We start from the raw sequence: 22,580 nt of genomic DNA on the forward strand, positions 1-22,580 counted from the left end.
ATAAAGACCCCAAGGAGATCCCGCATGACCGCAGACAAGGCCCGCATTGCCCGTCAGTTCATCGATTCCATACCGCATTGCCGTGCGCTGGGCATGGAAATCACCGAAATCGGCAACGGGCTGGCAGAGATTCGCCTGCCCTACGACGCCCGCTTTATCGGGGACCCGGAAACCGGCGTGATCCACGGCGGCGCGGTGTCGGCCTTGATGGACACCTGTAGCGGCGCGGCGGTCATGAGCCACCCGCAGTCGCCCGCAGGCACCGCCACGATTGACCTGCGCATCGACTATATGCGGCCCGCCACGCCGGGGCAGACCATCACGGCGCGCGCCGAATGCTATCACATCACCCGCTCGGTCGCCTTTGTCCGCGCGACCGCAATGGACGAAGACCCCGAAAGGCCGGTGGCGACCGCGGCCGGGACATTCACCGTGGAGGGCAAATAATGGCGCATACCCCTCCTGAACCCGTCCAGATCATCAAGCAGCGTCGTGACGCCGCGTTGTCGGCGCTGGTGTCGGGCGTGCCTTACATGCAGTACCTCGGGGTAAGCTTTGACCGCCGAGGCGATGAACTCACCGCCGTCCTGTCTTTTGACGAAAAGCTGATCGGCAATCCCTTCCTGCCCGCGATCCACGGTGGCGTGACCGCCGCCTTTCTTGAGATGACAGCCATGGTCACGCTCAGCTGGACCTATCTTTGGCAGGATATCGAGTCCGGACTGCTCGATCCCGACGAAATGGCGCGCGGCGCGCTGCCCCGCCTGCCCAAGACCATCGACTTTACCGTCGACTACCTGCGCACCGGCCTGCCGCGCGACGCCTATGCCCGCGCCCGCGTGACCCGGTCGGGACGGCGCTATGCCAGCGTGCAGGCCGAGGCATGGCAAGACAACCGCGACCGACCCATCGCCGAGGCGACGGCGCATTTTCTGATGCCGCGCCGGGAGGAGTGAACACGCCGGGATGCGGCCCTTGCCGCCCGGTCCCGACTGCCATACTCCGACAGCATCATTTCAGGTGACGGGGCTGTGCCCCGTTGCGATTTTCGACAGCCGAATTGCCATGACCACGCCAGAGCCCATCACCCACACCCGTGTCCTGCGGATCGCTGTTCCCATCGTGCTGGCGAACATGACCGTGCCGTTGCAAGGCGTGGCCGACACCGCCGTGATCGGCCAGATCCCCGACGCAACCCCCATCGCCGCCGTCGCCGTTGGCGCGGCGCTGTTGTCGACCCTGCTCTGGGTCTTCGGGTTCCTGCGGATGGGCACGGCGGGCATGACCGCGCAGGCGCATGGCGCGGGCGACCGGGCAGAGGTCGCGGCGCTGCTGACCCGCGCGCTGATGGTCGGCGGGGCAGGGGGGCTGTTGCTGATCCCGCTCATGGGGCCGATTGCCGATCTGGGGTTTGCCTATTCGCCGGCCGCGGATGAGGTGAAAACCCTTGCCCGCGACTACATGGACATCCGCATCCTGTCAGCCCCGGCGGCGGTGGCGATCTTTGGCATCAACGGCTGGCTCGGCGCGCAAGAGCGCACCCGGTCGATGCTGGCGCTACAGATCTGGATCGTCAGTCTGAACATCGCGCTTAACCTGCTGTTTGTGGTCGGCTGGGACCTTGGGGTGCCGGGCCTTGCATGGGCGACGGTCTGCGCCGACTGGACCGGCTTGGCCCTTGGCCTCTGGCTTTGTCGCGGGGCTTTTGCCAACCCGGCATGGCGCGACTGGCCGCGGGTCTTTGACCGCGCCCGCCTGCGCGTCATGGCGGTGGTCAACAGCGATATCCTGCTGCGCTCGCTCATGCTTGAGGCGGTGCTGCTGTCGTTCATCTTCTACTACAGCGCCGGATTCGGGGTGGTGGTTTTGGCCGCCAGCCACGTTCTGCTGCATTTCATCGAGATCATGGCCTATGCGCTGGACGGCTTTGCCTTCGCCGCCGAGGCGATGGTGGGACAGGCCTTTGGTGCTCGTGCGCTGGACCGGCTCAGGCGGGCGGTCCGGTTGACCAGCCTCTGGGGGTTCCTGTCGAACTTTGCCTTTGCCCTGACCTTTGCCTTGCTGGGCGGGCTGATCATCGACGGGATGAGCAAAGATCCGGAGGTGCAGCAGGCGGCGCGGCAGTTCCTGCCATGGATCGTGCTGGCCCCGGTGCTTGGCCTGCCGGCGTGGATGCTGGACGGCATCTTTATCGGCGCGACCCGGACCCGCGACATGCGCAACATGATGGCCGTCTCGGTCGCGATCTATTTCGCCGCCGCCACGGTGCTGATCCCGCTTTTGGGGCCACACGGCATGTGGGCCGCGCTGATGATCGCCTTTGTCGCCCGCGGCATCACGCTGGGCCTGCGCTACCCGTCGCTGGAGCGGGCGGTGATGGCCGGTTAAGCCGATCTTAACCAGACCTGACGGACCCTGCGGCATGGCGCAACTGCCCGATCACCTCACCGCCGGTCAATGGCTCAACCAGATTTTCGCCTCGCGAGAGGCGTTGTCTGGCGGCGTGGTCAAGCGCAAGGTGCGCGATGTCGAAAGGCTGGTGGGCCGCGCAGCCTTTGCTGAGGCCGTGGCGCGGCGCGGATTTCAGGCGGTCGAGAACCATCGCCATTTTGTGATCTTCTGCAATGCCCACCCCATCCGCAGGCTGCGGTGAAAGGGCCTTCGAAGGCCCTTGGGCCGCCGCGTGAAAACAGCTTGGATCGCGCGGGTCGAAACAGGCCCGCACGCGGCGGCAAAGCCGCGTGTCCAAGGCGCTTCGAAGCGCCTTTGCCCGCGCTCCCCGGATCGCGTATCGGTCACGGCACCCTTGCCACGTCGCAATTCCGCCACCGCACCGCGCCTGTATCGAACCCGATCGCTCTCTGCCATTTGCCTCTGGTCACCGGGGGGCCATTTGCCCTATTCAGACGCCCAGACAGAGGAGTGGCGAAATGGACGATCTCGTAAACAGCTTCATGAATGGTCCGGATGAGAAGGGCCGCTTTGGCATCTTCGGGGGCCGCTTTGTCTCTGAGACGCTGATGCCGCTGATCCTCTCGCTGGAAGAGGAATACGAGAAGGCCAAAACGGACGACAGTTTCTGGGCGGAAATGGATTTCCTCTGGAAGCACTACGTCGGTCGGCCCTCGCCGCTGTATTTCGCCGAACGCCTGACCGAACGCCTTGGCGGCGCCAAGGTCTATATGAAGCGGGATGAGCTGAACCACACCGGCGCGCACAAGATCAACAACGTCCTCGGCCAGATCATCCTCGCCCGCCGCATGGGCAAGACCCGCATCATCGCCGAAACCGGGGCAGGGCAGCACGGCGTCGCCACCGCCACCGTTTGCGCCAAGTTCGGCCTGAAATGCGTGGTCTACATGGGCGCGCATGACGTGGAACGCCAGGCGCCGAACGTTTTCCGGATGAAGCTGTTGGGCGCAGAGGTTGTCCCGGTGACCTCGGGCCGTGGCACGCTCAAAGACGCGATGAACGACGCGCTGCGCGACTGGGTGACCAACGTGCGCGATACCTTCTATTGCATCGGCACCGTCGCGGGGCCGCACCCCTATCCGGCCATGGTCCGCGATTTCCAGTCGATCATCGGCAAGGAAGCCAAGGAACAGATGCTGGAGGCCGAAGGCCGCAACCCCGACACGCTGGTGGCCGCCATCGGTGGCGGGTCCAACGCCATGGGCCTGTTCTTTCCCTTCCTCGACGACAAGGGGGTCTCGATCATCGGGGTCGAGGCGGGCGGTAAAGGCGTCAACGACAAGATGGAGCATTGCGCCTCGCTGACCGGCGGCCGCCCCGGCGTGCTGCACGGCAACCGCACCTATCTGTTGCAGGACGACGACGGTCAGATCCTCGAAGGGTTTTCGATTTCCGCTGGCCTCGACTATCCGGGGATCGGTCCGGAACACAGCTGGCTGCATGACGTGGGCCGGGCGCAATACGTCTCGATCACCGACAAGGAGGCGCTGGCCGCCTTCCAGCTGTGCTGTGAGACGGAAGGCATCATTCCCGCGCTGGAACCCAGCCACGCGCTGGCCCATGTGGCCAAGATCGCACCGGATCTGCCCAAGGATCACATCATCTGCATGAACATGTGTGGCCGGGGCGACAAGGACATCTTTACCGTGGCCAAACACCTTGGCGTTGACATGTCCGCCACCGAAGGGCGCAACGCGGGCTGACGCCGCGCTCTGGCACCCGACCGACTGGAACGGCCCGGACCCCCGATTGGTCGGGGCCGTTTCCTAATCGGCAGGTCTGGCAGGTGCGTGGGCACAGGGCATCGCGACCCTCACACCCACCCAAGCCTTCGAAAAAATCCGCAATATCCGCAATTTCGCAATCGCTTTGACCCTCAGGAAAAGCTAATACCGCGGGCGTGTGGTTTCCATTAATTGCGCGCGGGCGCAATATTGTTGCGCTTACGTCACGGCACCCCAAGGCCCGGAATTCCATACTGGAGCGAGTCAGGCTTTCGCGGCTATCCAGCACTCCCGGCTCCAACGGACCGGACCCTAGCGGGCGGAGGTGATCACTCCCCCGGTGCAGTCGGCGCTGCCGTTCCTGTATGCCAGGGCCTGTTCAAAAGGTCGGGATGACATTGTAGCTCAGCGGTAGAGCGGCAGGCCTTTGCCTGTGTGTCGGGGGTTCAAATCCCTCCTGTGTCTCCAAATGTAGCTCAACAGGTAGAGCATTCGACATCTAATCGAAGTGTCGCAGGTTCGACTCCTGCCATTTGACCAAAGCCCTTCATGGAGGGCACCGGCCTCAAAACGCCGGTCCGCGCAAGCGGTCCAACTCATAGGGTCCGGGGTGTCCTTTGCAGGGAACACCCACGCCAATCTCTGCGCGGCAACGCAAAGGGGGCGGCACCGGTCTTGCCTGCTCCGGCTGCTGGCCGGAGCGTCGGATGACGGTTCCGCCGGGTTCCGGTCCGCCTTTCGATGCCCGCATCGAAGGCGCGCCGGGGCTCCGCGCCCCTCTCGCCGGCCTCCCGTCCGCAGGTGTGGCACGGGGGCATTCCGGGCCCGCCACATTCACACCTGTGGGGCAAACCTGCCTCCAACCCGATCAAAACAAAGGAACATCGCTTTGCGACGACGATAGGCACGCGAAAGAGGAGACTTGAGATGACAAACGTGCTGACTTTTTTCATGGATGCATTCACGGGACGTGACCGCATCACGCTGTCCGAAAACGAACGGATGCTGGTTCTGGTCCGGGGGCGCTTTGACGCGCTGCTTGGCCCCGGTGAGCACCGGGTTCGGCGTGCCAAAAGCACGCGTGAGACCCACAACATCGACCGTCTCCGGTTTTCCTCGGCCTTCGACCGGGCGCTGTTCCGCAGCCGTCCCGACCTGACCGTGGGGCACCTGACAGAGGTGCGTACCGCCACGGGTGAGATCGCCGTGGTCTCGCGCGACGGGCGGCCGATAGAGGTGCTCTTTCCCGAAGACCGGGCAGTCTGGTGGACCGACGCGGGGCCGTTCACGGTCGAACGGTTTGACCTTGCGGCCAACCCCCGCGTCGACGCCGCGCTTGCGCGGCGGCTGGACCGGGCGGGCCTGAGCCGTGCGCTGACCTCTCTGCACGTGGCAGAGGGGCAGGTCGGGATGCTCTTTCTCGACGGGGTTCTGGCCGGTCGGCTGGAACCGGGGGCGCACGCCTTCTGGGCAGCCGGGCCGCGCGCCACGGTCAAGCTGGTGGATACCCGCCAGCGCGCGCATGAGGTCTCGGGGCAGGAGATCCTGACCAAGGACCGCGTGACGATCCGGGTCAACCTGACGGCGGTCTTCCGCGTGACAGACCCGGAACGGGCCGTGACCATGGTGACCGACTTCGAAGAGGCGCTGCACCGCGCGGTGCAACTGGTCTTTCGCCGCCGCCTTGGGGCGCTGACACTGGACCAGCTTCTTGCCGAGAAGGGGGCCATCGACGTGGAAGCAGGCCAGACCCTGCGGACCGAGATGGCGGCGATCGGGATCGACGTGCAGGAGATCGCCCTCAAGGACGTGATCCTGCCGGGGGAGATCCGCGAGATCCTCAACCGCGTGGTCGAGGCCGAGAAAAAGGCCGAGGCCAACGTGATCCAGCGGCGCGAAGAAACGAACGCGATGCGGTCGCTTCTGAACACCGCGAAGGTCATGGAGGACAACCCGGTGATGCTGCGGCTCAAAGAGCTTGAGGCGCTGGAGGCGATTGCCGGCAAGGTCGATCACCTCACCGTCCACAACGGGACGCAGGGTCTTATGCAGGACATCGCGCGGCTGCGCGACTAAACCTGCCTGAAACAGGCCGCTCCGGGGAACCGGGGCGGCCATGCGCGTGCCTGGGCCGATGCCCTAGTGTGCCTGTGTATTTATCGTATAAGTGAAATTTTTCTATCGTGTTCCGGATGTTCTTCACGCATGTGATCCGGAAATGACAAGGTTTCTGCCGTCACCCAACTGGCCGCTGCCCCCCGAACCGCCCAAAGCAGATGCGGGTCCACGAGTGCCCCACGTTTTTCAGCCACCCGCCGGATGGTCAGCCATTCGCGTCGTCCGCGTGGCGCTCCAGCACGGTCAATGGCACTATCTCCAGCGCGGCGCGATGGGTTGCCGCCAGATTTACCTTGGGCGCGCAGCCCTCGTCATGCGCCTGCAAGAAGCGGGACGCGCAAAGGCACCAGTGATCCCCCGGTCTCAGCCCGGAAAAACCGAACTCGGGCCGTGGCGTCGACAGGTCGTTGCCGACATATTTCGAATAGGCCAGAAACTCGGCTGTCATGACAGCGCAGACCGTGTGGCTGCCCCGATCCTCGGCGCAGGTGTTACAGTGGCCGTCACGAAAGAACCCGGTCAGCGGCACTTGTGAGCATGGCTCAAGAGAGTTCCCCAATACGTTGAAAGACGGGTCTTTTTTCAACATCGCTGATCGCTCCTTACCGGCCCGTCAGATGGCGCAGCATTTGCAGCGCATCGTCAAAGGCCCCTGTCTCGCGAAAGTTCCGGTCCGCCGCCGTCATTGCGACAACCGTACCGCTCTGCCGATCAACATAGACGTATTGGCCGTAAATGCCACGCGCCATGAATTCGCCCGCGCGCGCATCCGAAGGCATCCACCACTGATAGCCGTATTTCAACTTGCCCGGCGCGGTCTTGGCCGACGGGGTGGTGCTTTCCATGACCCATGGTTCGGGGACGATCTGCCTGCCGTTCAGACGCCCGCCGTCGCGAAACACCTCGCCCAGCCGGGCGTAGTCGCGCAGCACCATATTCAGCCCTCCCAGCGCGAAGGCCACTCCGTAACCATCTGACAGATAATAGGGTTCACCTTCGACGCCCATGGGATCCAGAACATGCTCCGCCAGCAAATCCGGTAGATCGCGCCCGGTCGCCCCGCGCGCGACCATCGACAGCACATGCGTGTCGATGGACACATAGCGCCAGACCTCGCCCGGCGGCTGATCACGCGCATCCAATCCGGCGGCAAAGCCGTCCATCGACCCGCCAAGCGCAAGGACGCGGCCCATCTTGTTGATGTCGCTCCAGAAATCCAGATAGTCCTCATCAAAAACAACGCCGGTGGACATCTGGATCACGTTGCGGATGGATGCACCGTCATAGGCGCTGCCCACCAGGGCGGGCGCGTATTTCGTCACCGGATCGTCCAGACTGTCCACATCGCCTTGCGCCAGCAACATCCCGAAAAGAGACGACAAATAGGATTTGGCAATAGACCACGAGATGCGCAGGTCGTCCGGGCCGGTCCCCAGATGATAGCTTTCATGACGCACTGTGCCGTCCTTCAGGACAATCACGCCGGTCACAGCGCGGCGGGTCAACCAGTCCTGCCACTGCGCCGGCAAGGCCATGTCAGGCCCCCGCAGCAGGCCGGTGGCGCGGGTCTGCACCGGGATCGGAACGGTCTCGAACAGTCGGTCCATATGGCTGAAATTCTCGACGATTTCGCCCTCGTCAAAAAGCGTCATCGTCGCGCGCAGGCGGTGCACCTCTTCGCGATAGACATAGCCCGCACCGGCTATCCCGATCAGCAGGATCAGACCGATCGAGGCGGCGCGCCGCCGGATCATCGGAACTTGTCCGCCAGACGCTGCAACGGGTTGCGGGTGTCCGCGCCGCTGGCGCTGTCCTCCGGCACCGGTTTGGGCGTTGCCGCCGCCGGTGGCGTCGCCTCCGTCTTTGCCACAGTCTTTGCTACAGTCTTTTCCGGGGCCTTTGACGATCGCGGCGGTGCTGTGCGCAGCGCAACGGCATTCATGAACTTGCCCGGATCACCCTCGGCCAGATGCGCGGCCCCGTCCGACATGCCGCGCAGCAGATCGTCCAGCCACGCCTGATCCGCCTTGTGGAAATCGTGCAGCACATAGGCCGCCACCAATTCCTTGCGCCCCGGATGCCCGATCCCCAGCCGCACCCGCCGGTAGGCCTCGCCGATATGGCCATGGATCGACCGCAGCCCGTTGTGGCCCGCGTGCCCGCCACCGGTCTTGACCTTGCACTTGCCGGGGGCAAGATCCAGTTCGTCGTGAAAGACGGTCACATCTCCCGGCTCCAGCTTGTAGAACCGCATCGCCTCACCCACCGATTGCCCGGAGAGGTTCATGAAGGTCTCCGGCTTCAGCAGCAGTACCTTTTCGCGGCCCAGCCGCCCCTCGGCCAACTGCCCCTGAAACTTCGCCTTCCATGGCCCGAACCCGTGATCGCCCGCGATCCGGTCCAGCGCCATAAAGCCGATGTTGTGCCGGTTTCCGGCGTATTTCGCGCCGGGATTGCCGAGACCCACGAATATCTGCACTCTGCCCTCCAAGACCGTATCTGCGCCCTATGTAGGCCAGAGCGGACAGATATCACAACGGGAGAGCAGGATGTACCTGACCATGAACCGCTTCAAGGTGGTCAAATCAGAGACACAGGCGTTCGAGCACCTCTGGACAGGCCGCGACAGTCACCTCAAATCGGTCCCCGGCTTTGTCAGCTTTGCCTTGATGAAGGGGCCAGAGCGCGTGGATCATGTGCTTTATGTCTCGCACACTGTTTGGCAGGACGAAGCCAGCTTTACGGACTGGACCCGGTCACAGGCATTTCGGGACGCACACGGCGGGGCCAAAAGCTCTGGCCACATGTATCTGGAACCGCCGGACCTCGAAAGGTTTCAGGCGGTTCAGGTGCTGACCGCCTGAACAGAACGCCGTCCCCCGTTTCTTCTTTGTCCAAATACACCCGGGGGGGAGGCCGCAGGCCGAGGGGGCAGCGCCCCCTCTGCGCAACAAAAAAACCCCCGCGCACCGGCGGGGGTTTCCAAAATCACCTTGCAAAAGACCTCAGTCTTCCGCGGCCTCGGTCTCGACCTCTGCCGCATCGGCGTCATCGTCATCGCCCGCAGCCGTCAGACCCGACGGAGCAGAGATGTTGCAGATCACAAAGTCGCGGTCGATCGTCGGCTTGGCGCCCTCGGGCAGGGTCACGTCCGAGATGTGCACGATATCGCCGATTTCCATGCCGGTCAGGTCAACGGTGACCTTCTCGGGGATGTCGCCGGCGGTCACGATCAGTTCCACCTCGGGGCGCACCACGGTCAGCATGCCGCCGCGCTTGATGCCGGGAGCCGCTTCCTCGCCAACGAAATCGACCGGGATAAACAGGTTGATCTTCGAGGTACGGCGCAGGCGCATGAAATCGACATGCGTCGGCAGATCCTTGACCACGTCACGCTGCACGTCCCGGCAGATGACGCGCACGTCCTCATGGCCTTCGACTTGCAGGTTGAACAGCGTCGACTTGAACCGACCCGCTTTCAGGCGGTGGAACAGCTTGTTGAACGGGAGGTTGATCGGCAGCGGGTCTTTCTCACCACCGAAAACGATCCCCGGAACCATGCCGTCGCGACGGGCCTGACGAGCGGCGCCCTTGCCTGTCCCCGTCCGTTCCAGAGCTTTGAGATCAGGAATCTCACCAGCCATTTGAAGTCTCCATCTATCTGTGCAGGGTGCCTCCAAGGCTGTCACCCCGCGTGAAGCCGTGCCGGTAAACCGGATCGCCCTTCAAGGCAAGCGGTTTCCTGCCTTGCGGCGCGGTTTCGTGCTGGACGAGGCGGCTGTGCCGTGGCACCCGCAGGGCATGTTGCGAGATTTGTACATCAGCCGTGGCCCGGCGTCAGGCTTTGTCGCCGTGGGCCTGTACTGGGGCGCCTTTGCCGCCCTTGTGCCGGATCTTAAACCGCAGGTCGGGCTGTCGGATGGCGGGTTCGGTCTGGCGATGCTGGTGTCGGCCACCGGGGCGGTCCTTGCGATGTGGCTGGCGCCCTGGGTGCAGCGGCGGTTGGGGGCGGTGGATCTGCCGGTCTTGGGCGTCACCATGGCGGCGGCGTTTCTCTTGCCGGGGCTGGCGGGCACCGGCACCGGCTTTGCGCTGGCGATGATGGCGGGGGCGATGGCCTCTGGCACGCTGGATGTGTCCATGAACGCGCGGCTGTCGCTGCTGGAGGGCCAGACCCGGCGCTCCCTGATGAATCTCAACCACGGTCTGTATTCGCTGTCTTATGCGGCGGCGGCGCTGGGGACCGGGGTCGCACGAGAGGCGGGGTGGTCGCCTTTGGCGGTGTTTGCCGCGCTGGCCGTGCCGGTGCTGGCGCTTTGTATCCAGATGGCCCGCGCGCCGGTCCGCGAGACCCCGCGCGCCGAGGATGCGCCCCTCGCCGCGCCACTGTCCTGGGCGCTGCTTGCGCCGCTTGGGCTGATTGTGCTGCTGGGTTTTATGGCGGAACAGGGGACAGAGGGCTGGTCGGCGCTGCATCTGGAACGCGGGTTGGGTGCAGGCGCGGCCATGGGCGCGCTGGGGCCCGCGATCCTTGGGCTGACAATGGCGGTGGGGCGGTTTGGCGGGCAGGTGGTGGCGCAGCGCGTGTCAGAGGCGGCGGTGATCCGGCTTGCCGCGATGCTGACGGCGGTCGGGGCGGTCTGCGCGGCCTGGGCGCCGGGTTTGCCGGTGGCCTATCTGGGCTTTGCGATTCTGGGGTTCGGAGTGTCCGTGGTGGCGCCGATGGCCTTTTCCTGGTGCGGTCGTCTGGTCGCGCACGAGGACAAGGCTCTGGCCATCAGCCGCGTGGCGGTGATGGGCTACGCCGGGTTCTTCATCGGCCCGCCGCTGATGGGCGGCCTCTCCGAAGCCTTCGGCCTTGCCGCCTCCTTTACCGCGGTGGGGGGGCTGATGCTGGTGATCCCGCTGGTGCTGGTGCCACTGGCGATGCGGTTCGAAGGCGGCGCGGCGCGGCCTGCCGAGTGACAGGAGGGTGGTGTTTCGCGCGCGAAACATCTGTTTGTTAACAATGTGTTAAGTCGGGCGGGACCGGTCACAGGTGCACCCGCGACCGGTCCCGCCCGACAAGGGGGGCGATTTTTCGTCGAAAAATCGTTTCAGCTCCAATCGCCGGAGAACCCCTTGGGCACCATCAGGATGTCGCGGTTCACGGTGTTGATATCCGTATGCCCGCAGAGCGCCATGGAATGGTCCAGTTCCTTGTGAAGGACCTGCAAGGCCTCGGTCACGCCCTGCTCTCCCCGGGCGCCCAGCCCATAGACATAGGCGCGGCCAATCCATGCCGCCTTGGCCCCAAGCGCCCGCGCCTTGAGCACGTCCTGCCCGGACCGCACGCCGCTGTCCATATGCACCTCGATCCTGTCCCCCACCGCGTCCATGATCGGCTCCAGCGCGCGGATCGAGGACAGCGCCCCGTCCAGTTGCCGTCCGCCGTGGTTGGACACCACGATGGCATCCGCGCCGACATTGCAGGCCTCCAGCGCATCGCGCGGGTCGATGATCCCCTTGATGATCAGCGGGCCGTCCCACATCTTGCGGAATTCGCGAATGCGGTCCCAGTTCAGCGACTGGTCAAAGCTTTCTGCGGTCCATGTCGCCAGCGAGGACGGATCTGTGACCCCGCTTGCGTGGCCCACGATATTGCCAAAGAACCGCCGCTTGGTCTGTAGCATCCCCAGACCCCAGCCGACCTTGGTCATCATGTTGGCCACCGATTTCGGCGTCAGCTTGGGCGGGGCGGACAACCCGTTCTTGAGATCCTTGTGCCGCTGGCCCAGCAATTGCAGATCGACGGTGATCACCGCTGCCGAACAATTGGCCGCTTTTGCGCGGTCAAAGAGGTTCTGCATGAACGCGTTGTCCTTGAGCGTATAGACCTGCATCCAGAAAGGTTTGGTGGTGTTCTCGGCCACGTCTTCGATCGAGCAGATCGACATGGTCGAGAGGCAGTACGGCACACCGAATTTTTCGGCAGCACGGGCGGCAAGGATTTCGCCGTCGGCGTGCTGCATGCCGGTCAGGCCGACCGGGGCCAGCGCCACAGGCATCGCCGCGTCCTTGCCGATGATTTGCGTTTGCGTCGACCGGCCCGCCATGTCGACCGCCACACGCTGCCGAAGATAGATGTCGTCGAAATCCGAAGAATTCTCACGGAAGGTCTGTTCTGTCCAACTGCCGGATTCGCAGTAGTCGTAAAACATCTTGGGGACCCGGCGGCGGTAGAGGCGCTTGAGGTCCTCGATTTCGGTAATGACAGGCATGGTGCGGCGCTTTCTGAGAAATTGGTAAGTTTCGATTACCAATGCTGTGAGTTTCTTGCAATGCGACTCTTAAGACATCGTTCACCGCAGTGCGCTATCGCATCAGCATTAAGGTCAAGGAGTTGCCATTATTAAAGGTGTTGTTTTCACCGAATTCCTAGAGATGACGGAACGGGCCATCGGTGAAGACGCGGTTGATGACCTTTTGGACCAGCTGGCTCTGGAGTCCGGCGGGGCCTATACATCGGTGGGGCATTACCCCTGCGCCGAACTGATGCGGATCGTCGGCGCGGTCAGCGATCTGACCGGCGTTCCCCGCGACGACCTGCACCGCAAGCTGGGCGGATGGATGCATGGCCGTTTCGTCCAGCAGTATCCGCGGTTCTTCAGGGACAAGACAACGGCGCTGGACATGCTGGTCGCAATCGAAACAGAGGTCCACGCCGAGGTGCGCAAGCTGTATCCGGATGCCGAGCTTCCGCGGTTTGACACCGTCTGGACCGGTGCCGACAGCCTGCGGATGACCTATCGGTCCGACCGCCCGCTTGTTGCTTTTTGTCACGGGTTGGTCGAGGCGTGCATCGACCATTTCGGAGGGCGCGCAAACGTCGTTGTCGACCGGGTATCGGCGCGCGAGGCGGTGTTCGACGTGCGGCTGGAGCGATGAGGCATGGGCCATATCGCGCAGAACAACGCTGATGGCCGGGTTTCGCGCCGGCGCTATGAACGAGAGCGGACAGCGCGCAACGAGGCAGAGCAGTTGCTTGAGGCCAAGAGCCGCGCCCTGTTCGAGGCGAACGCCGCGCTGAAAGCGCAGGCCGCGGCATTGGAACAGGCGGTACGGGACCGCACGCGCGAATACGAAACCGCCAAGGTCGCTGCCGAATCCGCCAGCACCGCGAAAAGCAGTTTTCTGGCCATGATCAGCCATGAAATTCGCACGCCGCTGAACGGTGTTCTGGGCATGGCGACGGCGCTAGTGGAAAGCGATTTGGCATCCGAACACAAGGAGATGGCCGAAGTCATCCAGTCGTGCGGATTGTCGCTGCTGGACCTTTTGAACGACCTATTGGATCTGTCAAAGATCGAAGCCCACAAAATGGAGCTTGAAGAACGCGATTTCGACCTGGATGCGCTGTGCCACGAAATCCGTCAGGTCTATGAACCCAGGGCCGAGACGAAGGGTCTTGAACTGGTGCTGCGGCAGGACAGCAGCGCGCAGGGCTGGCTGTGCAGCGATCCGACGCGGCTGCGACAGGTGATCACCAATCTGGTGTCCAACGCGCTGAAGTTCACCGGCACCGGCGGTGTGTATCTGGATTTCACCCGGGTAGGCGACGTGCTGGAATTGCAGGTGCGCGACACGGGCCCCGGTGTGCCCGTCGAAAAACGCGGCCGGTTGTTCGAGGCTTTTACCCAGACGGATGCCTCTATCACGCGCAAGTTTGGCGGCACCGGGCTGGGGTTGACGATCGCGCGCAGGATCTGTCGGCTGCTGGGGGGCGATCTGTTCTACCAATCCGTGCCAGAGGGCGGGTCGTGCTTTGTCGCCCGCATCAGCGTCCGCGATGCCCGCCCAAGGTCACTGACGGACGGCGAGGCAGCCAAACGGACAGAGGCAGTGCTGCGCGCACGCCCATGGCGCATTCTGGTGGCGGAGGACAGCGAGACGAACCAGCGGGTGCTGCGGCTGCTCTTGCGGCGCTACCCGTTGAGACTGGACATGGTCAGCGACGGGTCCGCAGCGGTCGAGGCGCATTTCGCCGCACCGTTTGACCTGATCCTGATGGATGTGAACATGCCGGTCATGAACGGACTGGAGGCCGCCGCGATGATCCGTCAGGTCGAGGCGGCGCGCGATCTGACGCGGGTGCCGATCATCGCGCTGACCGCCAATGCCATGACCCATCAGGTCAGCAGCTATCTGCGGCAGGGGATCGATGCGCATGTCGCCAAACCCATCAAACGCGAAGAGTTGACCGCCAGCATGGGCCGGTTGTTGCGCCGTCAGGCAGAGTGAGCGCCCTCGGCAAGTCCGGCCACAAAGGACAGGATCTCCTCGACGGATTTGCCCGCCGCGATCTCTGACACGATGGCAGAGCCAACCACGCAGCCATCGGCGACCGAGGCGATCTCACGGCTGGTTTCCGGCGTGCGAATGCCAAAGCCCACGATCACCGGCAGGTCGGTCTTGGCCTTGATCCGCGCCACCTCGGGGGCGACATCCGCCGCCTGTGCCGCAGCCGCGCCGGTGATCCCGGTGATCGACACGTAGTAGACAAAGCCGGATGTGTTTTGCAGCACCTTCGGCAGGCGCTTGTCGTCGGTGGTCGGGGTTGCGAGGCGGATAAAGTTGAGGCCAGCAGCCTGCGCGGGAATGCACAGTTCCTCATCCTCTTCGGGCGGCAGATCGACGATGATCAGCCCGTCGATGCCAGCCTCGTTCGCCTGTGCCAGAAAGGTGTCGACGCCGCGCGCATAGATCGGGTTGTAATAGCCCATCAGCACGATGGGCGTGCTGTCATCCGCGGCGCGGAAATCGCGCACCATTTGCAGGGTGCGGTCCAGCGTCATGCCGCCCTCCAGCGCGCGCTGCCCGGCCAGTTGGATGGTCGGCCCGTCGGCCATCGGATCGGTAAAGGGCAGACCCAGTTCGATCACGTCCACGCCCGCGCCGGGAAGGCCCTTCATCACCGCCAGCGAGGTGTCCACATCGGGATCCCCGGCCATGATGTACGATACAAAGGCTTTCCGTCCCGCGGCTTGCAGCCGGGCGAAGGTGGATTCGATGCGTGTCATGGCTCACTCCCTGCAAGGCTTTCGCGTCTTGCCGGATGCGCGCGGGAAAAGCAATGGCGGGCGCGCCCTGCGCAAAAGGTGAGAGCTTTGTGAAGGTTTCTTGACGTACCGCAAGGCGGCGGGCGCGCTTGCCTGCGAAACTCGGGCGGAGAGACAAAAGGAGCCCCCATGCCGTCAGAAATTTCCGCCCGCGTCGCCCTTGATCCCGAACCTGCCGCCGATGCCGCCGCTCCCGCGGCAGTCGCTTCGGCACCACACAGCGCGCCCGCCAATCCGGCAGAGGCCCGCCGTGGCCCGGTTGACCGGCGCCACCCGTCAACGGATGAAATCCGCCGCGCCTTTGAGACCGGCGAATATCCCTATGACTCCAAGGTGTCGCGCCGCGCCTATGAGCGCGAAAAGGCGCGGCTTCAGGCCGAATTGCTGAAGGTTCAGATCTGGGCGCAGGAGAGCGGGCGGAAATTTGTGCTGTTGTTCGAGGGGCGGGATGCCGCCGGCAAGGGGGGCACGATCAAACGTTTTACCGAACACCTCAATCCGCGAACCGCCCGCGTGGTCGCGTTGAACAAACCCACCGATGAAGAGCGCGGTCAGTGGTATTTCCAGCGCTACATCGAACATCTGCCGACCAGCGGCGAAATCGTCCTGTATGACCGGTCGTGGTACAATCGCGCCGGTGTCGAGCGGGTGATGGGCTTTTGTGAGCCCAGCGATTATCTGGAATTCATGCGCCAGACCCCGGATCTGGAACGGATGCTGGTGCGGTCGGGTATCCATCTTTACAAATACTGGTTCTCGGTCACGCAACAGGAACAGCGCGCGCGCTTTACCAGCCGCGAGACCGACCCGCTGAAACAGTGGAAGCTGTCGCCGATCGATCTGGCCAGCCTGAACAAGTGGGACGATTATACCGAGGCCAAGGAGGCGATGTTCTTTTACACCGATACCGCCGATGCACCGTGGACGGTGATCAAGTCCGACGACAAGAAACGCGCGCGGCTGAACTGTATGCGGCACTTTCTGGCATCGCTGGACTATCCGGGCAAAGACCCCAAGATCGCCCGCGCGCCCGATCCGCTGATTGTGGGCGGGGCGGGGCATGTGATCCACCGGTCGGAACACATCCTTGGCAAGGCTTTGCATCCCGACACGCGGCGTAGTTGACTCTCAGGCGACCTCGTCGCCCAGCCAATCCATGAGCGGTGCAAGATCGGTTATGGCCTGCCTGAGGGTTTCCTCCGGGTCGAGGGCAAGGCCCTCATCCAGATTGTCCCGCCAGGCGACAAACCCCTTGTATCGCAACAACGCCTCGCGCGGGTGGTCGGCGCGGTAGGGGGATGGCACCCGTTGAAGCGTGGGCGCGTCCACCCGCCATCCCGCCTTGTCGATCATATCCGCCAGCGCGGCCCCCTGTGCCGCGGCCACGGCCTCGCGCCAGCGGTCAAGCTGCGCCGGTTCAAAGCCCATCATGCCCGCGCCAAGGGTCGCGTAGTCGGGGGAAACCCCCAGCATCCACGCCCGACCGTCGGGCAGGGACCACATCATGTGAAGATGGATGTGATAGGGGGTCTTGTCCTCGGCGAATCGCACATCGCGGTGCGGGCGGAACAGTTTGGTGCGCGGGGTCAGGCCCAGCGTGTCGCCCATCCAGCCTGCAATCTGCGCCAGCAGCTTTTCCGACGGGCGTTTGAGGTCGCTGTCGTAGCGCGACTTGTTGGCTTTGAACCAGTCGCGATCATTGTTTGCAGCCAACTCGGCAAGGAACGCCCGAGCGTCCGGCAGGAGCCGGTTGAGATCGACAGGTTCGGCCATGAAACTGCTCCAGGCAGGAGGTTGCCGCCAGCTTACCACAGGATCACCTTCGACGCACCTGCGCCCTTGCCACGACTTGGTCCGATGCGTAAGGGCAGGCCATGACCCGCCCAGACAGCCATATGACGCACACGCGGTCCATTCTGCGCCTTGGCCTGCCATTGATTGGCGGGCATCTGGCGCAGTTTGCCATCGGCCTGACAGATACGATCATGATGGGCTGGTACGGGGTGCCGGAACTGGCCGCGCTGACGCTGGCGGGATCGTTCTTTTTCACGCTGTTCCTGTTCGGCTCGGGCTTTGCTTGGGCGATCATGCCGATGGTCGCGCGCTTTGCCGCGATGGGCGATGAGGTGCAGGTACGGCGGGCCACGCGCATGGCGCTTTGGCTGTCGATCATCTACGCCCTGCTGATCCTGCCGCTGCTCTGGTACTCCGGGGCAATCCTGACGGCGATCGGGCAGAAAGAGGCCATCGCGCAGATGGCGCAGGTCTATCTGCGCACCCTGTCCGTTGGGATGTTGCCCGCGCTGGGCGTGATGGTGCTGAAAAGCTATCTTGCCGGGCTGGAGCACACCCGCGTCGTGTTGTGGATCACAATCGCGGCCGCAGGGGCCAATGCGCTGGTCAATTACATGCTGATCTTTGGCAACTGGGGCGCGCCCGAGATGGGGATCGCGGGTGCGGCTGTGGCCTCTGTCACGGTGCAGCTTGTGTCTTTGGGGCTGATCGTCGTCTACGCGCTGCGCATCCTGCCCGAGCATGCCTTGTTCGTGCGGTTCTGGAAACCCGACTGGGAGATGTTCGGCCGGGTCTTTCAGCTGGGCTGGCCCATCGGGCTGACCACGCTGGCGGAGGTGGCGCTTTTCGCGGCCTCTGCGGTGCTTATGGGCTGGCTGGGTACAATCCCGCTGGCGGCGCACGGCGTTGCGATCCAGATCGCGACGGCGGCCTTTATGGTGCAGGTCGGCCTGTCCAATGCCGCCACGGTGCGTGCGGGCGCGGCCCTTGGGCGCGGGGATATCGCCAACCTGCTGCGCGGGGCCGAGGTGGTCGCCCTGCTGGGCGCGGTTGCGGTTGCGGTGACGGTGGCGGTGTTCCTTGTCTTCCCAGAGACATTGATGGGCCTGTTCATCGATCCAACCGACCCGGACCGCGACGCGATCATCGCGACGGGACGCGGTCTGTTGATCATGGCAGCGCTGTTTCAGGCTGTGGACGCCGCGCAGGTGATCCACATCGGTCTGCTGCGCGGATTGCAGGACACCCGCGTGCCGATGATCATGGCGGGTGTCGCCTATTGGGGGGTCGGAATGCCCTGCGCCTGGCTGTTCGGAATCTATTTTGGCTGGGGCGGCGAGGGGATCTGGCTGGGCCTTGTGTCCGGCCTTGCGGTGGCTGCCGTGTTGTTGATGCAGCGGTTTTGGCGGCAGAGCCCCGCGATTGTGGCGCGTCATCTGGCACACGGATAATGGTTTCACCGTCCGGTGGCGACTGGAGGTATTCCGCCATTGAGCGAATGCGGGACCAGTGATTAAGTGCGTTTATCGGGCTGGAAACGCGGCCTGCATTACTTATCGCTCACAGGACAGGTTTCAGGAGACAGCATTATGGCACACACGATGGACGCAGGCGCCGGCGGGTACACCCGCCAGGTTGGCATGGGGGAAGCATTCAAGCTTTTCTTCACCAACTACATCAATTTCGAGGGCCGGTCGAACCGGGGTGAATACTGGTGGGCCTTCCTTGCCATCATCCTCATCTCCGTTGTTTTGACGTTGGTCGACGGAATGATCGGCATGCCGCTGTTCGGCAGCATCTTTTCGCTTGCCACGCTGGTGCCGGGTATCGCCATCGGCGTCCGCCGCCTGCATGACATCGACAAGTCAGGCTGGTGGCTGCTGATCGGTCTGGTCCCGCTGATCGGCGCGCTGGTTCTGATCTACTTCTTTATCCAGAAACCGACACCGGGTCCGAACCGCTTCGGCTGACACGGTTTTCAGACTTTGGACGTGATGCCCCTCTTCCTCGCCGGAAGAGGGGTTTTGCGTTTACGCACGTGTCGCGCCTTGCGCCGCTGCCCGCCCCCGACTAGAAGCGGCGCGTCACGCAAGATGGAGGGTGTCGCATGGGCTTTCGGATGGGAATCGTGGGGCTGCCCAACGTGGGCAAGTCGACGCTGTTCAACGCGCTGACCAGAACCGCTGCGGCGCAGGCGGCAAACTTTCCCTTTTGTACGATCGAGCCGAACGTGGGCGACGTGGCTGTGCCCGACCCGCGGCTGGACCGGCTGGCCGGGATTGCCCAATCCAAGCAGATCATCCCGACGCGGATCACCTTTGTCGACATCGCTGGTCTGGTCAAAGGCGCGTCCAAGGGGGAGGGGCTGGGCAACCAGTTTCTGGCCAACATCCGCGAGGTGGACGCCATCGCCCACGTGCTGCGCTGCTTTGAGGATGAGGACGTGACCCATGTGGACGGGCGCGTCGATCCGGTCTCTGACGCGGAGACCATCGAGACGGAATTGATCATTGCTGACATGGAATCGCTGGAAAAGCGGTTGCAGAACATCGTGCGCAAGGTGCGCGGTGGCGACAAGGAAGCAATCCAGCAGGAGCGCCTGATGAAACTGGCGCTTACCGCGCTGGAAGAGGGCAAGCCCGCCCGCGTGGTCGATGTGGATGACGACGACCTCAAGGCATGGCGGATGATGCAATTGCTGACCGCCAAGCCGGTGCTCTATGTCTGTAATGTCGACGAGGCCGACGCCTCCGAGGGCAACGACCTGTCGCGCAAGGTGGGAGAGATGGCCGCCGCGCAGGGCAACGCCCATGTGGTGATCAGCGCCAAGATCGAAGAAGAAATCAGCCAACTTGACGCCGAAGAGGCGACAGAGTTCCTGTCGGAATTGGGGCTTGCGGAGGCCGGGCTCGACCGGTTGATCAAGGCGGGCTACGAATTGCTGGGCCTGCAAACCTATTTCACCGTCGGTCCGAAAGAGGCGCGCGCCTGGACGATCCGCGAAGGCACGCTGGCGCCGCAGGCGGCGGGGGTGATCCATGGCGATTTCGAGCGCGGTTTTATTCGCGCCGAAACGATTGCCTACGACGACTACATCACCTGCAACGGCGAAACCGGTGCCAAGGACGCGGGCAAGATGCGCGCCGAGGGCAAGGGATATGAGGTCAAGGACGGCGACGTCCTGCACTTCCTCTTCAACACCTGATATCGTCGCATTTGTCCGGCCTGTGAGCCGCGGAGATTGATCCAATTGGACGCCCCGGCAAAGTACCTTCCAGAAATGGAACGTATTTTGACAGGCCCCGATGACCGGCCAGAGCGTTCCCCGTGACTCTGTTCGCAAGCGTCTCATGGCGGTGTCCGGGCTGTCTCTGGCGCTGAACGCTGGTGGCATGCCCGGTATTGGAGCCGCAGCTTGCCCGTCCAGATCTTGCCCTTTCGGTTCCGGTGCGGTTCCAGTCCATCGGCGCGGTCGGGCAGGGGGGTGATGGCGACATGGCTTGGCCCGCGCGGCTTTGTCGACCTCGTGCCCAGGGGATGGCGGCTTCACCCGGTCGGGGTGGTGGCGTATTGGGCATCGTCCTTTTGATTGCGTTGATCGTGAGTGTCACGGGCTGGATTGTGCGGACTTCGCCGGACCTGACGCGCGGCGACATCCGGCGACCGGGGGGTATCCCGCCGCCTTGTTGCACGCATCGGCTTCAAGTCGGTCCGCCTCAAGGTCTTTGCCGGATAACACTTGCCGGACAGAGGATGCCCATGGAACACGCCTCCAGTGCCACCGGCCTCCAGCACGGCCCAGCCGATGTGAGCCTCTCGGGGCAGATTGCTCAGCGGCGTCGAGTGCCCGGCGTGGACCCCTTGTGGCAGAGAGCGCAGACAGCTGCACAGCGCTGGCACATAAGGTGAACCGCGCTGCGCCGCCACCTACGCCGACCGTCGGACAAATCGCCCGCTCGCCGGATCCCGCCCCGGATCCCCCTCGGTTTTGCCCAGGGATCTTGCTGTTCGGGGCCTTGACCCGGTATCCTCCGAACCTTGCGCCCTGCAATGGTTTGGAGGCTGGTGCACGAACCCAGCGGGCTTTTTTCCGAAAGGCCGAGATTTGCCTTGTACCCCTCATGTTTCCTTGGCTATACGCGTCGGCGGAGACGTGGCCGAGTGGTCGAAGGCGCTCCCCTGCTAAGGGAGTAGGCGGGAAACCGTCTCGAGGGTTCGAATCCCTTCGTCTCCGCCACTTGCCCCCGCGAAAGCGTTCTCCCCATCCGTAGGCGGCCGAAATTTCCCGTGTTTTCAAAGGGGTTTGCAAGACAGGCTGAGCACCGCCGCGCCGTCCGTTGACCCAAAATCTGTTCTCTCAGCCGGTTATTCTCCGGACCTGATGACTGCGTTGATTTGGTGAAGTTTTTGCAAGGTATTGAAACCAAGCTGTTTTCTGGAGATGCCATCTGAACACTTCGACCGGGGTCGTGTTCGCTGAGATGGAACGGAAATCGAACATTCGCTGATCGTCCGGTATGTATCGAAGCACTGAAGTTTCCGCAGCGCAGCATCTTGCCAGGCGCTGCGGGAAGGGCGGGAAGCTGCCATTATCCGCGGGCGCGAACCTGTTACGCCGCACGCAAGGAAGCTGACGGTCGCGAGGTAGTAAAATCGATGAGTATGCTTCGCCACTGAATGGCTGCATCGAACCCACTTCTACCGAGAAACCCGATGGCCACCGAAAGCTACACCACGCCCTGGGACGTCAGCCGTAGGGACTTGGAGTGGCGAGAATGTCGGTTTCAAGATAACTTGTTAGCTGAAACTCAACTTGACAGCGGCTCGAACGATCCAAACAATGTTGGAGCGTGGAAGATTCCTTGGAGAAAACATTGGAAAAAGCCATAATCAAGATCGAGACGAGTATTTCGGCCGCTGAATTCAAGGAGGAGCTCTCTAAGGGGCTCAAGGATTACAACGCCAGCCTGAAGAGTGGCGACAGGCGGATTTCAGAGGAAGACATAAAGGTCGCAACCTCTCCCGGTTTCACAGGAGCCGAAATTGCGCTCTTTGTGGGTGCCGCGATTTCGTCTGGAATAACATACGATGTCTGCAAATACGTCGTTGTAGCACATGTTCTGCCTAGAATAAGAAACCGCTTTGGCTCAGATGCAGCGGACCTCAAAGAGGACGACTGAGTGAACCATACACAGCGTGCGATTTTTCTAGGGCGCCTGAATGCGTCTCAGCTTTATGCTGAGGCAACCGCCAATCGTCCAGCCAGCGCCACGGAGTTGGCTGCAGATCAAGACGTATGAGCTACTCCCCATCTGCTGGACAGGATCTGGCGTAATTTAAGCTACTCGTTGCACCTGCTGATCGGGTTGGTTGA

Annotated in this window: 22 protein-coding genes and 3 tRNA genes; 18 read left to right on the forward strand and 7 right to left on the reverse strand. The window is 63.2% G+C overall.

Translation table 11 applies throughout. The annotated features are described in order from the left end of the window. Positions 1-24 precede the first annotated feature (24 nt). The 8 genes from ACN0S5_RS17990 (at position 25) to ACN0S5_RS18025 (ending at position 6,272) form a co-directional block, all read left to right on the forward strand. Positions 25-447: a PaaI family thioesterase gene (locus ACN0S5_RS17990; RefSeq protein ID WP_417210123.1), complete on the forward strand. Its 423-nt coding sequence runs from the start codon at positions 25-27 to the stop codon at positions 445-447. Next, complete coding sequence (locus tag ACN0S5_RS17995; protein ID WP_417210124.1) at positions 447-956, forward strand: PaaI family thioesterase; 510 nt, start codon at positions 447-449, stop codon at positions 954-956. Before ACN0S5_RS17990 ends, ACN0S5_RS17995 begins: the two co-directional genes overlap by 1 nt. A gap of 109 nt (positions 957-1,065) precedes the next feature. Further along, positions 1,066-2,388, forward strand: a complete 1,323-nt coding sequence (locus ACN0S5_RS18000) for an MATE family efflux transporter (RefSeq protein WP_417210125.1) — start codon at positions 1,066-1,068, stop codon at positions 2,386-2,388. A gap of 34 nt (positions 2,389-2,422) precedes the next feature. Continuing rightward, entirely contained in the window at positions 2,423-2,653 is a 231-nt protein-coding gene (locus ACN0S5_RS18005; RefSeq protein WP_417210126.1) for an N-(5'-phosphoribosyl)anthranilate isomerase, read from the forward strand. Positions 2,654-2,930: 277 nt separating this feature from the next. Beyond that, positions 2,931-4,175: a tryptophan synthase subunit beta gene (trpB, locus tag ACN0S5_RS18010; RefSeq protein ID WP_417210127.1), complete on the forward strand. Its 1,245-nt coding sequence runs from the start codon at positions 2,931-2,933 to the stop codon at positions 4,173-4,175. Positions 4,176-4,590: 415 nt separating this feature from the next. Beyond that, positions 4,591-4,664: transfer RNA gene (locus ACN0S5_RS18015), tRNA-OTHER, on the forward strand. Then, positions 4,662-4,734: transfer RNA gene (locus ACN0S5_RS18020), tRNA-Arg, on the forward strand. Before ACN0S5_RS18015 ends, ACN0S5_RS18020 begins: the two co-directional genes overlap by 3 nt. A 389-nt stretch (positions 4,735-5,123) precedes the next feature. Then, complete coding sequence (locus tag ACN0S5_RS18025) at positions 5,124-6,272, forward strand: slipin family protein (RefSeq protein ID WP_417210128.1); 1,149 nt, start codon at positions 5,124-5,126, stop codon at positions 6,270-6,272. A 247-nt stretch (positions 6,273-6,519) separates the two neighbouring features. On the opposite strand, the gene ACN0S5_RS18030 is transcribed toward ACN0S5_RS18025, so the two are convergent. From ACN0S5_RS18030 to pth, 3 genes are read right to left on the reverse strand one after another with little or no spacing between them, the layout of a single operon-like run. Then, positions 6,520-6,903 carry a DUF2237 family protein gene (locus tag ACN0S5_RS18030; RefSeq protein ID WP_417210129.1) on the reverse strand — a complete coding sequence of 128 codons (384 nt, stop codon included), beginning with the start codon at positions 6,901-6,903 and terminating at the stop codon, positions 6,520-6,522. Between the two features lie 13 nt (positions 6,904-6,916). Continuing rightward, positions 6,917-8,068: a serine hydrolase domain-containing protein gene (locus tag ACN0S5_RS18035; RefSeq protein WP_417210130.1), complete on the reverse strand. Its 1,152-nt coding sequence runs from the start codon at positions 8,066-8,068 to the stop codon at positions 6,917-6,919. After that, positions 8,065-8,793 carry an aminoacyl-tRNA hydrolase gene (gene pth / locus ACN0S5_RS18040; RefSeq protein ID WP_417210131.1) on the reverse strand — a complete coding sequence of 243 codons (729 nt, stop codon included), beginning with the start codon at positions 8,791-8,793 and terminating at the stop codon, positions 8,065-8,067. The genes ACN0S5_RS18035 and pth overlap by 4 nt, the downstream gene beginning before the upstream one ends. A 70-nt stretch (positions 8,794-8,863) precedes the next feature. On the opposite strand from pth, the gene ACN0S5_RS18045 reads away from it, so the two are divergent. Then, positions 8,864-9,178, forward strand: a complete 315-nt coding sequence (locus tag ACN0S5_RS18045) for an antibiotic biosynthesis monooxygenase family protein (protein WP_417210132.1) — start codon at positions 8,864-8,866, stop codon at positions 9,176-9,178. A 141-nt stretch (positions 9,179-9,319) separates the two neighbouring features. Here the strand turns inward: ACN0S5_RS18045 and ACN0S5_RS18050 are convergent, their stop codons facing one another. Continuing rightward, positions 9,320-9,958 carry a 50S ribosomal protein L25/general stress protein Ctc gene (locus ACN0S5_RS18050; protein ID WP_417210133.1) on the reverse strand — a complete coding sequence of 213 codons (639 nt, stop codon included), beginning with the start codon at positions 9,956-9,958 and terminating at the stop codon, positions 9,320-9,322. A 103-nt stretch (positions 9,959-10,061) separates the two neighbouring features. On the opposite strand from ACN0S5_RS18050, the gene ACN0S5_RS18055 reads away from it, so the two are divergent. Beyond that, the gene (locus ACN0S5_RS18055; protein WP_417210134.1) at positions 10,062-11,279 is read left to right on the forward strand and encodes an MFS transporter; all 1,218 of its coding nucleotides are present in this window, start codon (positions 10,062-10,064) and stop codon (positions 11,277-11,279) included. Positions 11,280-11,410: 131 nt separating this feature from the next. Here ACN0S5_RS18055 and ACN0S5_RS18060 read toward each other — a convergent pair whose 3' ends face one another. After that, on the reverse strand, positions 11,411-12,574 hold the full coding sequence (locus tag ACN0S5_RS18060; RefSeq protein ID WP_417210135.1) for an alpha-hydroxy acid oxidase: 1,164 nt from the start codon (positions 12,572-12,574) through the stop codon (positions 11,411-11,413). A gap of 130 nt (positions 12,575-12,704) precedes the next feature. Between ACN0S5_RS18060 and ACN0S5_RS18065 the strand changes: the two genes are divergently transcribed. Together ACN0S5_RS18065 and ACN0S5_RS18070 are read left to right on the forward strand one after the other, a co-directional pair. Beyond that, positions 12,705-13,241 carry a heme NO-binding domain-containing protein gene (locus tag ACN0S5_RS18065; RefSeq protein ID WP_417210144.1) on the forward strand — a complete coding sequence of 179 codons (537 nt, stop codon included), beginning with the start codon at positions 12,705-12,707 and terminating at the stop codon, positions 13,239-13,241. A gap of 3 nt (positions 13,242-13,244) precedes the next feature. Further along, entirely contained in the window at positions 13,245-14,594 is a 1,350-nt protein-coding gene (locus ACN0S5_RS18070) for an ATP-binding protein (protein ID WP_417210136.1), read from the forward strand. On the opposite strand, the gene trpA is transcribed toward ACN0S5_RS18070, so the two are convergent. Continuing rightward, a complete protein-coding gene (gene trpA / locus ACN0S5_RS18075) occupies positions 14,582-15,373 on the reverse strand; it encodes a tryptophan synthase subunit alpha (RefSeq protein WP_417210137.1) in 792 nt (263 codons plus the stop codon). The two genes, ACN0S5_RS18070 and trpA, sit on opposite strands and share 13 nt — an antisense overlap. A 168-nt stretch (positions 15,374-15,541) precedes the next feature. Here trpA and ppk2 point away from each other — a divergent pair, with 168 nt between their 5' ends. Continuing rightward, positions 15,542-16,537 carry a polyphosphate kinase 2 gene (gene ppk2, locus ACN0S5_RS18080; protein ID WP_417210138.1) on the forward strand — a complete coding sequence of 332 codons (996 nt, stop codon included), beginning with the start codon at positions 15,542-15,544 and terminating at the stop codon, positions 16,535-16,537. A gap of 3 nt (positions 16,538-16,540) precedes the next feature. On the opposite strand, the gene ACN0S5_RS18085 is transcribed toward ppk2, so the two are convergent. Continuing rightward, positions 16,541-17,185: a TIGR02453 family protein gene (locus tag ACN0S5_RS18085; RefSeq protein WP_417210139.1), complete on the reverse strand. Its 645-nt coding sequence runs from the start codon at positions 17,183-17,185 to the stop codon at positions 16,541-16,543. Positions 17,186-17,286: 101 nt separating this feature from the next. Here ACN0S5_RS18085 and ACN0S5_RS18090 point away from each other — a divergent pair, with 101 nt between their 5' ends. The 5 genes from ACN0S5_RS18090 (at position 17,287) to ACN0S5_RS18110 (ending at position 22,386) form a co-directional block, all read left to right on the forward strand. Next, a complete protein-coding gene (locus ACN0S5_RS18090) occupies positions 17,287-18,657 on the forward strand; it encodes an MATE family efflux transporter (RefSeq protein ID WP_417210140.1) in 1,371 nt (456 codons plus the stop codon). A gap of 138 nt (positions 18,658-18,795) precedes the next feature. Next, on the forward strand, positions 18,796-19,176 hold the full coding sequence (locus tag ACN0S5_RS18095) for a DUF805 domain-containing protein (protein WP_417210141.1): 381 nt from the start codon (positions 18,796-18,798) through the stop codon (positions 19,174-19,176). Between the two features lie 137 nt (positions 19,177-19,313). Continuing rightward, complete coding sequence (gene ychF / locus ACN0S5_RS18100) at positions 19,314-20,411, forward strand: redox-regulated ATPase YchF (protein WP_417210142.1); 1,098 nt, start codon at positions 19,314-19,316, stop codon at positions 20,409-20,411. Between the two features lie 942 nt (positions 20,412-21,353). After that, positions 21,354-21,443, forward strand: a tRNA-Ser gene (locus ACN0S5_RS18105). Between the two features lie 637 nt (positions 21,444-22,080). After that, positions 22,081-22,386, forward strand: coding sequence for a hypothetical protein (locus ACN0S5_RS18110; protein ID WP_417210143.1), 306 nt, complete (start codon positions 22,081-22,083; stop codon positions 22,384-22,386). Positions 22,387-22,580 lie beyond the last annotated feature (194 nt).

It is taken from the genome of Antarctobacter sp. (assembly GCF_048262615.1).
In the GTDB taxonomy this organism is placed as follows: Bacteria; Pseudomonadota; Alphaproteobacteria; order Rhodobacterales; family Rhodobacteraceae; genus Antarctobacter.

Bases quoted from the DNA above. Each gene is read 5' to 3' on its own strand.
- ychF (WP_417210142.1), top strand. From the start codon at position 19,314: ATGGGCTTTCGGATGGGAATCGTGGGGCTGCCCAACGTGGGCAAGTCG.
- ACN0S5_RS18050 (WP_417210133.1), bottom strand. From the start codon at position 9,958: ATGGCTGGTGAGATTCCTGATCTCAAAGCTCTGGAACGGACGGGGACA.
- ppk2 (WP_417210138.1), top strand. From the start codon at position 15,542: ATGCCGTCAGAAATTTCCGCCCGCGTCGCCCTTGATCCCGAACCTGCC.
- ACN0S5_RS18085 (WP_417210139.1), bottom strand. From the start codon at position 17,185: ATGGCCGAACCTGTCGATCTCAACCGGCTCCTGCCGGACGCTCGGGCG.
- ACN0S5_RS17990 (WP_417210123.1), top strand. From the start codon at position 25: ATGACCGCAGACAAGGCCCGCATTGCCCGTCAGTTCATCGATTCCATA.
- ACN0S5_RS18000 (WP_417210125.1), top strand. From the start codon at position 1,066: ATGACCACGCCAGAGCCCATCACCCACACCCGTGTCCTGCGGATCGCT.
- ACN0S5_RS17995 (WP_417210124.1), top strand. From the start codon at position 447: ATGGCGCATACCCCTCCTGAACCCGTCCAGATCATCAAGCAGCGTCGT.
- ACN0S5_RS18045 (WP_417210132.1), top strand. From the start codon at position 8,864: ATGTACCTGACCATGAACCGCTTCAAGGTGGTCAAATCAGAGACACAG.
- ACN0S5_RS18095 (WP_417210141.1), top strand. From the start codon at position 18,796: ATGGCACACACGATGGACGCAGGCGCCGGCGGGTACACCCGCCAGGTT.
- ACN0S5_RS18070 (WP_417210136.1), top strand. From the start codon at position 13,245: ATGGGCCATATCGCGCAGAACAACGCTGATGGCCGGGTTTCGCGCCGG.
- ACN0S5_RS18025 (WP_417210128.1), top strand. From the start codon at position 5,124: ATGACAAACGTGCTGACTTTTTTCATGGATGCATTCACGGGACGTGAC.
- ACN0S5_RS18005 (WP_417210126.1), top strand. From the start codon at position 2,423: ATGGCGCAACTGCCCGATCACCTCACCGCCGGTCAATGGCTCAACCAG.
- ACN0S5_RS18035 (WP_417210130.1), bottom strand. From the start codon at position 8,068: ATGATCCGGCGGCGCGCCGCCTCGATCGGTCTGATCCTGCTGATCGGG.
- ACN0S5_RS18030 (WP_417210129.1), bottom strand. From the start codon at position 6,903: ATGTTGAAAAAAGACCCGTCTTTCAACGTATTGGGGAACTCTCTTGAG.
- trpB (WP_417210127.1), top strand. From the start codon at position 2,931: ATGGACGATCTCGTAAACAGCTTCATGAATGGTCCGGATGAGAAGGGC.
- trpA (WP_417210137.1), bottom strand. From the start codon at position 15,373: ATGACACGCATCGAATCCACCTTCGCCCGGCTGCAAGCCGCGGGACGG.
- ACN0S5_RS18060 (WP_417210135.1), bottom strand. From the start codon at position 12,574: ATGCCTGTCATTACCGAAATCGAGGACCTCAAGCGCCTCTACCGCCGC.
- ACN0S5_RS18090 (WP_417210140.1), top strand. From the start codon at position 17,287: ATGACCCGCCCAGACAGCCATATGACGCACACGCGGTCCATTCTGCGC.